The sequence below is a fragment of the Streptomyces sp. NTH33 genome (genome assembly GCF_003236365.1).
Lineage (GTDB): Bacteria > Actinomycetota > Actinomycetes > Streptomycetales > Streptomycetaceae > Streptomyces.
This window is the reverse complement of record NZ_POTZ01000213.1, coordinates 1-11,914: the sequence shown is the minus strand read 5'-3', so window position 1 is coordinate 11,914 and position 11,914 is coordinate 1. Positions and strand designations below refer to the sequence as shown.

11 protein-coding genes and 2 pseudogenes are annotated in these 11,914 nt (G+C 73.9%); 5 read left to right on the top strand and 8 right to left on the bottom strand.

What is annotated here, in order from left to right:
• The first annotated feature begins 2 nt into the window (after positions 1–2).
• The gene (locus C1I97_RS20440) at positions 3–896 is read left to right on the top strand and encodes a lactonase family protein (RefSeq protein ID WP_258382660.1); all 894 of its coding nucleotides are present in this window, start codon (positions 3–5) and stop codon (positions 894–896) included.
• Between the two features lie 68 nt (positions 897–964).
• Here C1I97_RS20440 and C1I97_RS20435 read toward each other — a convergent pair whose 3' ends face one another.
• The 3 genes from C1I97_RS20435 to C1I97_RS39995 form a co-directional block, all read right to left on the bottom strand.
• Positions 965–1,888 carry a sirohydrochlorin chelatase gene (locus tag C1I97_RS20435; protein ID WP_111004662.1) on the bottom strand — a complete coding sequence of 308 codons (924 nt, stop codon included), beginning with the start codon at positions 1,886–1,888 and terminating at the stop codon, positions 965–967.
• A 122-nt stretch (positions 1,889–2,010) separates the two neighbouring features.
• Complete coding sequence (locus C1I97_RS20430) at positions 2,011–3,003, bottom strand: N-acetylglucosamine kinase (protein WP_111004661.1); 993 nt, start codon at positions 3,001–3,003, stop codon at positions 2,011–2,013.
• A complete protein-coding gene (locus C1I97_RS39995) occupies positions 3,000–3,137 on the bottom strand; it encodes a hypothetical protein (RefSeq protein ID WP_181446816.1) in 138 nt (45 codons plus the stop codon). Before C1I97_RS39995 ends, C1I97_RS20430 begins: the two co-directional genes overlap by 4 nt.
• Positions 3,138–3,300: 163 nt before the next feature.
• Between C1I97_RS39995 and C1I97_RS20425 the strand changes: the two genes are divergently transcribed.
• From C1I97_RS20425 to C1I97_RS20415, 3 genes are all read left to right on the top strand, one after another.
• Entirely contained in the window at positions 3,301–3,978 is a 678-nt protein-coding gene (locus C1I97_RS20425) for a uracil-DNA glycosylase (RefSeq protein WP_111004660.1), read from the top strand.
• Between the two features lie 246 nt (positions 3,979–4,224).
• Entirely contained in the window at positions 4,225–5,889 is a 1,665-nt protein-coding gene (locus C1I97_RS20420; protein ID WP_111004659.1) for a cellulase family glycosylhydrolase, read from the top strand.
• 98 nt (positions 5,890–5,987) lie between these two features.
• Positions 5,988–6,938, top strand: coding sequence for a nitrilase-related carbon-nitrogen hydrolase (locus C1I97_RS20415; protein WP_111004658.1), 951 nt, complete (start codon positions 5,988–5,990; stop codon positions 6,936–6,938).
• 68 nt (positions 6,939–7,006) lie between these two features.
• Here the strand turns inward: C1I97_RS20415 and C1I97_RS20410 are convergent, their stop codons facing one another.
• The 4 genes and pseudogenes from C1I97_RS20410 to C1I97_RS20395 form a co-directional block, all read right to left on the bottom strand.
• Positions 7,007–7,678 carry an ABC transporter ATP-binding protein gene (locus tag C1I97_RS20410; protein ID WP_111004665.1) on the bottom strand — a complete coding sequence of 224 codons (672 nt, stop codon included), beginning with the start codon at positions 7,676–7,678 and terminating at the stop codon, positions 7,007–7,009.
• Positions 7,671–7,977 (bottom strand): annotated as a pseudogene (locus C1I97_RS20405) (oligopeptide/dipeptide ABC transporter ATP-binding protein); the annotation flags it as partial. The pseudogene C1I97_RS20405 and the gene C1I97_RS20410, both read right to left, overlap by 8 nt.
• A gap of 2 nt (positions 7,978–7,979) precedes the next feature.
• Positions 7,980–8,243, bottom strand: a pseudogene (locus C1I97_RS41600) (ABC transporter substrate-binding protein); the annotation flags it as partial.
• Between the two features lie 192 nt (positions 8,244–8,435).
• Positions 8,436–9,521 (bottom strand): WD40/YVTN/BNR-like repeat-containing protein, encoded by a 1,086-nt coding sequence (locus C1I97_RS20395; RefSeq protein ID WP_111004664.1) that lies wholly within the window; start codon positions 9,519–9,521, stop codon positions 8,436–8,438.
• Between the two features lie 253 nt (positions 9,522–9,774).
• Between C1I97_RS20395 and C1I97_RS20390 the strand changes: the two genes are divergently transcribed.
• Positions 9,775–10,362 carry an Rv1733c family protein gene (locus C1I97_RS20390; protein ID WP_111004657.1) on the top strand — a complete coding sequence of 196 codons (588 nt, stop codon included), beginning with the start codon at positions 9,775–9,777 and terminating at the stop codon, positions 10,360–10,362.
• 28 nt (positions 10,363–10,390) lie between these two features.
• On the opposite strand, the gene C1I97_RS20385 is transcribed toward C1I97_RS20390, so the two are convergent.
• Positions 10,391–11,914: acyl-CoA dehydrogenase family protein (locus tag C1I97_RS20385; protein ID WP_111004656.1), on the bottom strand; the 1,524-nt coding region annotated here is incomplete at its 5' end.

Below are 11,914 nucleotides of genomic sequence, written 5' to 3'. Positions count from 1 at the left end.
GCGTGGACGACGTCCCCGACCCCTCCTGCCTGGCGCTGTCCCCCGACGGCGGCACGCTCTACGCGGTCAGCGAGACGGACGAGGGCGCGGTGGCCGCGTACCGGGTGAAGGACGGGACGGTCGAGCTCACCGGTCCTCCGGTGCGGGTCGGCGGCAGCGGCCCCACCCATCTGAGCCTGTTCGACGGGCACGTCCTCACCGCCAACTACGGCTCCGGCAGCGTCAGCGCCGTCCCCCTGCGCGCCGACGGCCGCCTCGCCCGGGCACCGGCCGCCGTGCTGCGGCACACCGGGTCCGGCCCGCACGCCCACCAGGTGCAGCCGGACCCGAGCGGACGCTGGGCCGTCAGCGTGGACCTCGGCACGGACTCGGTCAGGGTGTGCACGCTGAGGGACGGCCGGCTCGCCGTGCACCGGGAGATCGCGCTGCGCCCCGGCTCCGGACCCCGCCACCTCGCCTTCCACCCGGACGGCACGTACGCCTACGTCGTCAACGAGCTGACCCCCACCGTCACCGTCTGCCGCTGGGACGCCGCCGCCGGCTCGCTCGGACCGCCGGCCGAGACCCGGGTCCTGCCCGCGGCCCCGGACGGCGACGCCTACCCCTCGGGCCTCGCGGTCGCGCCGGACGGCCGGTTCCTGTGGACCGCGACACGCGGCGAGGACGTCCTGTCCGTGTTCGCCCTCGAAGCGGACGGGGAGCGGCCGCGGCTGGTCGGCACGGTCCCGTGCGGCGGTCACTGGCCGCGGGCGCTGACCCTGTCCGAAGGCTTCCTGTACGTCGCCAACGAGCGTTCCGGGGACGTGACCTGGTTCGCCGTGGACGAGGAGACCGGGCTGCCCGCACGGGCCGGCGCGGTCGGGGTGACGGCCGCGTCCTGCGTGGTCCTCGGCTGAACGCGGGAAAAGAGCCCGCCCCTCACGGCCGAGGAGCGGGCTCTTGTCGTACGGGGACGAACCGCGCGTCAGAGGGCCGGCGTGCCCTGCGGCTGCTGCGGGGCGATGCCCAGCGCCGTCGTGTACTTGGCCAGGACGAGCTTGCCGATCGCCGGGTACGGGCCGAGCGCCTCCGCGGCGGAGCAGTCCGCCTCCTCGGCGGCGGCGGCGACCAGCTCGGCGTCGATCTCCGGACCGATCAGGTACGGCGCCAGGGCCAGCTGCTGCGAGCCGGAGGACCGCAGCTGCTCGGCGACGCCGGAGATCGAGCCCTCCTGGTCCAGGGCGGCCGCCATCACCGGCACGGCGAGGCGGGCGGCGAGCAGCATGCCGGTGATCCCGGCCGCCTGCACGGCCTCCTCGCCGCCGACCGAGGCGAGGATGATCCCGTCCGCCGCGGTCGCCACGGTGAACAGGCGGGCGCGGTCGGCGCGGGCCAGACCCGCCTCCGACAGACGCACGTGCAGCGCCTCGGCGAGCAGCGGGTGCGGGCCGAGCACATCGGTCAGCTCGGCCGCGATCCGGCTGTCCATGACCGCCTGCCGGACCCGGCGCAGCAGCGCGCTGTCCGGACCGGCCAGCAGCGGCACGACGACCGCGACGGGCCCCTCGGGCTCCTTGGCCTCCACACCGGCGGCGACGGCCTGCTCGTAGCGGGCGGTCCGTTCCTCGGCCGCGCGGGCGAGCACGGACTGCAGGGGCGGGTACTCCGCGTCGTCCCCGTCGAGGTACCCGATCCGGGCGTCGAGGCCGGGGAGCTCGGAGCGGGCGATGCTCACGACCTCCTCGGCGAGGCTGCGCGTGGCGGCGCCGGGCGTGCCCGGCACCACGAGGACGAGCGCGGGCGCGCCCTCGGGTGCCGCCAGCGGTTCGGGTCGGCGGTGCCGTCCGGGCTGGCGGGGGCGCGGCATTCGTACTGGCAGGCCGGACGCGGGCCCAGTGGGGGAGCTCATGGCGCCGCATGTTACTGGCTTTGCGGGTTCCTCTGTTCGGGGAGGGGGCAGGTGAGCGGTATCCGTCCGGTTTTGTCTGATGAGTTACGTACGGATTCGAGCCGATCGGTCTGTGTGCGGGATCAGTCCCCTTGCGGAGGTGGTACGTACAGCAGTTTCTCGTCACCCGGCAGCGCGAGGACGTCCCTGGCCAGATCGGTCGCGATCCGCACGCAGCCGTGCAGCGGGTCGCCCTCGGCGCGCACCCGCCGCGCGTGCGGCAGCCTGCCGGCCAACTCCCGCTCCAGCGGTACGAGGAGAGGGTTGCCCAGCTTGAACAGGCCGCCGGTCAGGGCCAGCAGAGGCTCCCCCGCGGCCGGGCAGACCGCCGCGGCCGACTCGGCCATGTGCCGGGCCGCCGCGTGCAGAATGCCCGCCGCGACCGGGTCGTCCGGGGCGCACACCGCCACCTGGGGTGCGAAGGAGGCCAGGACGGCGGCGCGGTCGGAGCGCGGGTAGAGCCTGCCGGGCAGCTCCGGCATCGGCCCGAACGCCTCCTCCGCGCGGGCCAGCAGCCGCGCCGAGCCGCCGTCCCGCCCGTCGTGGGCGCGCAGCGCCGCCTCCAGGCCCGCCCGGCCGATCCACGCGCCGCTGCCGCAGTCGCCGAGCAGGTGGCCCCAGCCGTCCGCGCGGCGCCAGCCCGTCAGATCGGTGCCGATCGCGATCAGACCGGTCCCGGCGGCGATCACCGCGCCCGGCCGCGGCCCCAGGGCGCCGGTGTACGCGGTGACCGCGTCGGCGACCAGCGCCACTCTGCGCACCCCGAGGTGCCGCGCCAGCGCGCCGGGCAGTTCGGCGCGCAGCGCGTCGCCCAGGGTGGCGAACCCGGCGGCGCCCAGTACGGCCGTCGTCAACCGCTCCACCCCCGCCTCGGCGGCCAACGCCCGTGCCGCGGGAACCAGTTGCTCCATGAGGTGCCCCGGGTCGATGCCTCGTGCCCCGGTGCGCACCGGCTCCCCGGACTCGCACCCTGCCAGCGGCCCGCGTCCGGGCACGCCGACCACGACCCGGACCCCGGAGCCGCCCGAGTCCACGGCGAGGAAACCGGAGACGCCGGCCGCGGCCCCGCCCGTCACGGCAGGCGCCGGTCCACCGGCTGTCCCGCCTGCTCGGTCAGCGGGTCGTCGGCGTGGCTGGACGGGCGCGGGGCGAAGAAGCCGTGCCGAGGGGCTGACCGGACATGACGACCGTGGCGGAGCGGTTTGCTCATGGGACGCAACGGGCTCCCCTCCTCCCCGGCGACCGGCCGCGCGATCTGCTCGGCCGGCTCGATGACCTCGACGGGGAGGAAGACTAGCGCCCGGGGAGGTCCTCCACGCAGGGGCCGGTGTGCCGGTACGGGTTGTCGGTGGGGGCCACTAGAGTGACGTGGCGTGGGACGACGACCGTTGGATGAACTTGTTGAGGCCGGCTGGGCGAAGGCTCTGGAGCCGGTGGCCGGGCGTATCGCGGACATGGGGGACTTCCTGCGCGCCGAGGTGGCGGCGGGGAGGACGTATCTCCCGGCGGGGGCGAATGTCCTGCGGGCGTTCCAGCAGCCCTTTGACGACGTGCGGGTCCTGATCGTCGGCCAGGATCCGTATCCGACGCCGGGCATGGCGATCGGTCTGAGCTTCGCGGTCTCGCCGGAGGTGCGGTCGCTGCCGGGCAGCCTGGAGAACATCTACCGGGAGCTGAACGCGGATCTGGGTCTGCCCAGGCCGTCCAACGGCGATCTGACCCCGTGGACGCGGCAGGGTGTGCTGCTGCTGAACAGGGCGCTGACCACGGCCCCGCGCAAGCCGGGCGCCCACCGGGGCAAGGGCTGGGAGGAGGTCACCGAGCAGGCCATCCGTGCCCTCGTCGCGCGGGAGCGGCCGTTGGTGTCGATCCTGTGGGGCCGTGACGCCCGCAACCTGCGCCCGCTGCTCGGGGAGTATCCGGCGATCGAGTCGGCGCATCCCTCACCGATGTCGGCGGACCGGGGCTTCTTCGGCTCGCGCCCGTTCAGCCGGGCCAACGACCTCCTCGTGCGGCAGGGGGCCGAGCCGGTGGACTGGCGACTGCCGTAGGTCATCGCGGGCGTGACGGCTTCGAGGCCGGCGCCTGATTCCGCGGCGGAGGGAGTCGGGGGCGGCAGTGCCCTCCGGCTCCGGCCATCGGCACGCCTTCCTGCTCCGGCCGTCAGCACGTCATCCCCCGGGCGGGAAACCGCTTTCCCCCCAACCCTTGACGTGCCCCTGACGTAACTGGCTCTATGGGAGCGCTCCCATAGTCATGGTCCGCCCGGCTTCCTTGCCTCACTCCCTGGAGTCGCAGTGAGAACAACAAGAAGCACGACGCTCAGGAACCCGTCCACCGCCTTACTGGCAGCCGTGGCCATCCTCCTCGGCCTGCTCGCGCTGTCCCCGACACCTGCCCACGCCGGTCCCCGGTCTCCCGGTGCCGCCGCGACCGGCCTGCACATCAGCAACGGCCGCCTCCTCGAAGGCAACGGCAACGACTTCGTGATGCGCGGCGTCAACCACGCCCACACCTGGTACCCGGGCGAGACCCGGTCGCTGGCCGACATCAAGGCGCTCGGCGCCAACAGCGTGCGGGTCGTCCTTTCCGACGGCCACCGCTGGACCCGGAACAGCGCGGCGGACGTGGCGGCCGTCATCGCCAACTGCAAGGCCAACCGCCTGATCTGCGTGCTGGAGGTGCACGACACCACCGGTTACGGCGAGGACGCCGCCGCCGGCACGCTCGACCACGCCGCCGACTACTGGATCAGCCTCAAGAGCGTCCTGGCCGGCGAGGAGGACTACGTCGTCATCAACATCGGCAACGAGCCCTGGGGCAACACCGACCCGGCCGGCTGGACCGCCCCCACGATCGCCGCGATCAAGAAGCTGCGCGGGGCCGGCTTCCAGCACACGATCATGGTGGACGCGCCCAACTGGGGCCAGGACTGGCAGGGCGTCATGCGGGCCAACGCCCGGACGGTCTACGACGCCGACACCACCGGCAACCTGATCTTCTCGATCCACATGTACAGCGTCTTCGACACGGCCCAGAAGGTCACCGACTACCTCAACGCCTTCGTCGCCGCCAAACTCCCGATCCTCATAGGCGAGTTCGGCGGTCCGGCCGACCAGTGGGGCGACCCGGACGAGGACACCATGATGGCCGCCGCCCAGCAGCTCAAACTGGGCTACCTGGCCTGGTCCTGGAGCGGCAACACCGACCCGGTCCTCGACCTCGCGATCGGCTTCGACCCGGCGCGGCTCAGCTCCTGGGGCCGGCGCGTCTTCCACGGCGCCAACGGCATCGCCCAGACCTCCCGCGAGGCCACGGTCTTCGGCGGCACCGCCCCCGACACCCGGGCTCCGACCGCCCCGGGCAAACCGACCGCCTCGGGTGTCTCCTCCACCTCGATCACCCTGACCTGGACCGCCGCCACGGACGACGTCGGCGTCACCGGCTACGAGGTGGTCCGCGTCAACGGCACCACGGAGACCACGGCCGCCTTCTCCACGACCACCACGGTCACCGTCCCGTCCCTGACCCCGGACACGGCGTACACCTTCGCGGTGTACGCCAGGGACGCGGCCGGCAACCGCTCCCCCCGCTCGGCCACGGTCACCGTCACGACCAAGAAGGACACCGGCACCCCCGGCGCCGGCTGCTCCGTCGGCTACCGCGTCACCAACGAATGGCCCGGCGGCTTCCAGGCGGAGATCACCGTCCGCAACACCGGCACCGCCACCGTCAACGGCTGGACTCTGGGCTTCGCCTTCCCGGCCGGCCAGACCGTCAGCACCATGTGGGGCGGCACCCCGACTCAGAAGGGCTCCTCGGTGACGGTCGCCGCCGCGCCGTACACCTCGACGATCCCCGTCAACGGCTCGGTCGCGGTCGGCTTCACCGGCACCATGCTCACGACCAACCCCGCCCCGACGACGTTCACCCTCAACGGCACCACCTGCACGACCGGTTGACAGATCCGCTCCAGCCGACCGGCGGGGGGCCGACCCCCCGCCGGTCACGCGCACCCTGACCTGGTACGACTGCTGAACTCCTGGCTAGTCTCGGCGGCATGACCACTGTGACTGCCGCCGTCGTCCAGGCCGCCGCCCCGCTGTTCGACACGCCCGCCGCGCTGGCTCGCGCCGAGGAACTGATCCGTGAGGCCGCCGAGGCCCACCGCGCCGAAGTCGTCGTCCTGCCCGAGGCGTTCCTCGGCGGCTACCCCAAGGGCCTGGACTTCGGCATCACCGTCGGCAGCCGCACCCCGGCCGGCCGGGAGCTGTTCCGGCGCTATCACGCCGCCGCCATCGACGTCCCCGGCCCCGAGGTCGACGCCCTGGCCGGCCTCACTCGGGAACTGGGCTGCCACGCCGTGGTCGGCGCGGTCGAACGGCAGGGCGGCACCCTGTACTGCGTGGCGCTCTTCTTCGGGCCGGACGGCTATCTGGGCCTGCACCGCAAGCTGATGCCGACCGCTGCCGAACGCTACCTGTGGGGTCAGGGCGACGGCTCCACCCTGCCGGTCGTCGACACCGGCACGGCCCGCCTCGGCGCGGCCATCTGCTGGGAGAACTACATGCCTCTGTTCCGCACGGCGATGTACGCCAAGGGCGTCGACCTGTGGTGCGCGCCGACCGTCGACGACCGCGACGCCTGGCAGGCCACCATGCGGCACATCGCGCTGGAGGGCCGCTGCTTCGTCCTCAGCGCCAACCAGTACCTGCGCCGTGACGCCCTGCCCGCCGACCTCCACCCCGTGCAGGGCGACGCGCCCGACACCGTGCTGATCGGTGGCGGTTCCGTGATCGTCTCTCCGCTCGGCGAGGTCCTGGCCGGACCGCTGCGCGACGGCGAGGGCATCCTGACCGCCGAACTCGACCTCGACGACCTGGCCCGCGCCCGCTTCGACTTCGACCCGACCGGCCACTACGCCCGCCCGGACGTCTTCACCCTCCGTGTCGACGAGTCCGCCCGCACCACCGTCGCCGGAGCCGGCGGTCCCGCTGGGGACGGACGGTGAGGATCTGCTGAGCGGGGGAGTCCTCGCAGAGGCGGTGTCGTGGGGGCGACCGGGCCGGCGGTCTCCGGTCAGTGCGTCCGGCCGGCGCCGGTCAGGGCGTCCCAGTGGACGGTGCGGTCGCACCAGCGGTGCAGGAGTGTGTGGTCGTGGCCGACGGCGAGCAGGCCCGCGCCCGTGACGGCACGGTAGTCCTCGACGACCGCGACCAGGGCGGCCGTGGTGGAGGCGTCGAGCATCGCGGTCATCTCGTCGCAGATCAGCCAGCGGGGGCGCAGGACGAGGGCACGGGCCAGGCAGGCGCGTTGGAGCTGGCCGTCGCTGACCTCGTGGGGGCGTCTGCCGAGCAGGTCGGGGGTCAGGCCGACCGTCCGGGCCAGCTCGGTGACCCGCTCCCGCACCTCGTCGCGCCGGCCGGTGGCGCGCAGGGGTTCGGCGATCAGGTCGGTGAGTGCGAGGCGGGGGTCCGAGGCGAGGCGGGGCTGCTGGAAGACCACGCCGAAGGCGGTGCGCAGCGGGCGCGGGGCACGGTGGCGCCACCGCCGTACGGGCTCGCCGTCCAGCAGCACGGTGCCGGAGTCGGGGCGGTGCAGCAGGGCCGCGACCCGGGCGAGAGTGGACTTGCCGCAGCCACTGGGGCCGAGCAGGCCGACCGCCTCACCGGGCGCGACGGCCAGGGAGACGTCCCGTACCACCGGATTCCGCCGGTCGTAGCCCGCGGTGATGGCGTGCAGTTCAAGCACGGACGTCCTCCGGTGTTCCCTGACGTGCTTCCTCGCCGGCGCCGGGCACGGGGTGGTGGCAGGCGACCCCGTCGACTGCCGGCGGCAGTACGGCGCAGGCGTCGCCGGCCCGGGTCGCAGCGGGCGGCGAAGGCACAGCCGCCGGGGAGGTCACCGAGTTCGGGCGGCAGGCCGGGGATGGGGGTGAAGGCACGGTCGGGGAGTGCCTGGAGCAGGCCGCGGCTGTAGGGATGGCGGGGGCCGGGGGAGCCGAAGAACTCCTCCGCGCCGGCCAGTTCGACGATCCGGCCCGCATACATCCGTTGCCGACCCGGGGCAGTGAACCGGCCAGCGCGGGTGTCAACCTCATGTCGGCGTCCCGGGCCAGCAGACCGTCGAAGATCTTGGAGTTTCCGTCCTTGCCGTAGCCGAGGAGAGGACTGAGGGTATCGGGCTCGGAGGCCACCCCGATCACGACGGAGTCGGCGTCACCCCCGTTGCCCGTACCGCCACTGGGGGCCGAGCAGGCGGCGGCTCCGATGAGTGTCGCCACCGCTGCGGCTGCCCGTGTCCGTCGGCCGGTCATGAACCCTCACATCCTTACTGCTGATCAAATGCTTTTGCATATTAGTTGCAGGAAGGTGCTCCGGTCGCCCCGGGGTCCGGCCCGCGGCAGAGTCGGGTGCCCTCGGTGAGTGGAACGGCGGCGACCCACGGGTTCGGGGGGCGCCGCCGTCGATTTCCGGTGTGTTCGCCTGCCCGAGGCGCGTCGCTGCGGTCAGCCGATCACCGCCGCGCGCACGCAGAGCACGTCCGGCAGGTGCGAGGCCAGCTGCTGCCAGCTGTCGCCGTCGTCCGCCGACGCGTACACCTCGCCGTTGCGGTTGCCGAAGTACACGCCCGCCGGGTCCGCGTCGTCGGTGCACAGCGCGTCGCGGAGCACCGTGCCGTAGTGGTCCTCGCCCGGCAGGCCCGCGGTGAGCGGCTCCCAGCTCCTGCCCGCGTCCGCCGTACGGAACACCCGGCAGCGGTGGCCGGCGGGCACCCGGTCCGCGTCCGCGTTGATCGGGAAGACGTACGCTGTGTCACCGCGGTGCGGATGGGCGGCCACGGCGAAGCCGAACGTCGACGGCAGGCCCTCACCGATGTCGGTCCAGTGCCCGCCCCCGTCGTCGCTGCGGTACACCCCCCAGTGGTTCTGCAGGTACAACCGGTCCAGGTCCTGCGCGTCCTGCGCGACCTTGTGGACGCACTGGCCGAACTCCGGGTCCGGATCCGGCAGGAACACCGCCGACACGCCGGAGTTGGACGGCGTCCAGCTCTCCCCGCCGTCGGACGTGCGGAACACGCCCGCGGTGGAGACGGCGACCGTGACCGCCCGCGCGTCGCGCCGGTCCGTCACCACGGTGTGCAAGCCCTCACCGCCACCGCCCGGCACCCACTTCGACCGGGTGGGGTGCTCCCACAGCGGGCGAACCAGCTCGAAGCTCTCACCGCGGTCCTCGGAGCGGTACAGTGCGGCCGGCTCCGTGCCCGCGTACACCACGTCCGGCTCCGCGGCCGCCGGGTGCAGCTGCCACACCCGCTCCAGCGAGGCGCCCGTGTCCCTGGGGAACCTCACGGCCGGCCGGGCCGGTTCGGTCCACGTGCGGCCCAGGTCGTCGGAGTGGAACACCGACGGCCCCCAGTGCGCGCTGTCGCCGCCGGCCAGCAGCCGCGGGACGGTGCCGCGGGTGTCGACGGCGACCGAATACACGGCCTGTGCGTTGAAGTACGGACTGTCGTCGAACTCCCAGGCGCCACCGCGCCGCCGCCCGATGAACAGGCCCTTGCGCGTGCCCACGGCGAGCAGTACCTCGGTCATGCCGATCACCTCCGCGAGGTTTTCGTCCGGACCCCTTTGTCCCGGACATCGGCCAGTGTGCACCCCACCACTGACAGTCACCTTCGTGGCGGCGTCGTGGCAGGTCGCAGCGGCACGGTCGGCACACCGCCCACCCTCGCGCGCACCCAGGGAGGACCCGTACGGGCGCCGGGCGGGGAGCCCGTCGTGAGCATCGGGGAGCCGCCCTTCGTATGGGAGGGCGGTCCGTGCGCTCATGAGGAGGATGCCGTTGATGGCGTTCCGTGGTCCGAAGGTGCGGCTGTGGCGGTGGCGCCGCAATCCGCTCAGACGCCGCACCGACACGGTGGAGGCCTGGGTCGTGCTCGGCACCTGGGTCCTCACCGTTCTCGCCGGGGTGCTCGCCGGCTGGACGGCGGCCCGGGGAGTGGAGCGCGGACTGGCCCAGGAGCGCCTTCAGTGGCGGCCCACGACCGCGCTGGTGACCGAACGGGCGCCCGGCTCGCCCGCCGGGAGCGGTCAGGGGTCCGGCACCGCCCTGCGGGTGTGGGGAAAGGTGCGCTGGACCGCCGCGGACGGCACCGAGCACACCGGCCGGGCCCGGGTGCGGCCCGGCAGCGCGGCCGGTACCCCCGTGACCGTGTGGACCGACCCCCGGGGCCGCCTGGTGACCGAACCGGCCACGCCCGCCCAGGCCCGCACCCGGGCCGGAACGGTCGGCGGCCTGGTGGGCGTGAGCGCCGCCGCCGTCCCCCTCGTCACGGGCCGCGCCCTGCGCACCCGCCTGGAGCGCCGCCGGATGGCCCGGTGGGACGCCGAGTGGGCCCGCTTCGGCCCGCTGTGGAGCCGTAACATCTGGTGACGTGGGCCCGGGGCCTCGGCGATGTGCCCTAACCCGGCAGGGACCGCTCCAGGACGGCGTCGAGGTCCGCGCCGGCCGGCAGGGTGCCGAAGGAGTGGCCCCAGTCGCCGCCGAGCCGGGTCGCGCAGAACGCGTCGGCGACGGCGGGCGGAGCGTGCCGGACCAGCAGGGACGCCTGGAGGGTCAGCGCCATCAGCTCCACCAGGCGGCGCGCGCCCACCGGGGACGCCTCGCCCAGACCGGTCCTGAGCCGCGCCACGGCCGCGTCCAGACGGGCGTCGGCGCCGCGGGCCAGGGCGAGTTCGGCGAACAACGCCTCGGCGGTGCCGGGCTCCCGGCCGAGCGCCCGCAGGACGTCCAGGGCGTTGACGTTCCCCGAACCTTCCCAGATCGACAGCAGGGGCGCCTCGCGGTAGTGCCGGGGCATGCCCGACTCCTCGACGTAGCCGTTGCCGCCCAGGCACTCCAGGGCCTCCGCGGTGAAGGCCGGACCCCGCTTGGTGACCCAGAACTTGCCGACGGCGGTCGCGATCCGCCGGAACGCCGCCTCCGTCCCCTGGTCGCCGCCCCCGCGCACCGCCCGGTCGGCCGCGCCGGCCAGCCGCAGCGTGAGCGTCGTGGCGGCCTCCGACTCCAGCGCCAGGTCGGCCAGCACATTGCGCATCAGCGGCTGGTCGATCAGCCGCGCGCCGAAGGCGGCGCGGTGCCGCACGTGGTGGCCCGCCTCGACGAGTGTCTTGCGCATCAGCGCCGCCGACATCATCACGCAGTCCAGGCGGGTGCAGTTGACCATCTCGATGATGGTCCTGACGCCGCGCCCCTCGGGCCCGACCAGCCAGGCCACGGTGTTGTCGAACTCCGGCTCGGAGGAGGCGTTGGACCGGTTGCCCAGCTTGTCCTTGAGCCGCTGGATCCGGAAGGTGTTGCGGCTGCCGTCGGGCAGCACGCGCGGCACCAGGAAGCAGGACAGGCCGCCCGGGGCCTGCGCGAGGACCAGGAAGACGTCGCACATGGGCGCCGAGGTGAACCACTTGTGCCCGCTCAGGGTGTACACGCCCGGCTCGGTGGTCGGCGTGGCGGTCGTCGTGTTCGTCCGTACGTCGGAGCCGCCCTGCTTCTCGGTCATTCCCATGCCCGCCAGCAGGCCCCGCTTCCCGGCCGGTGTCCGCAGCCCGGGCTCGTACACCCGGCTGGTCAGCAACGGCTCGTAGACGGCGGCGAGTTCGGGCTGCGCGCGCAGGGCGGGTACAGCTGCGTACGTCATCGACGTCGGACACCCGTGCCCGGCGTCGGTGTGCCCCCACACCAGCCCGCCCGCGGTACGGGTCACATGGGCGCCGGGCCGGTCGTCCGCCCAGGGCGCGCCGGCCAGCCCCTCGGCGACCGCGGTCCGCGTCAGGTGGTGCCAGGCGGGGTGGAAGTCGACCTCGTCGATCCGGTTGCCGTACCGGTCGTGGGTGCGCAGCTCCGGCTCGTACCGGTTGGCCTGCTCGGCCCACTCCTGCGCCTGTTCGCCGCCCGCCAGCGCCCCGAGGCGCCGCACGTCCGGCTC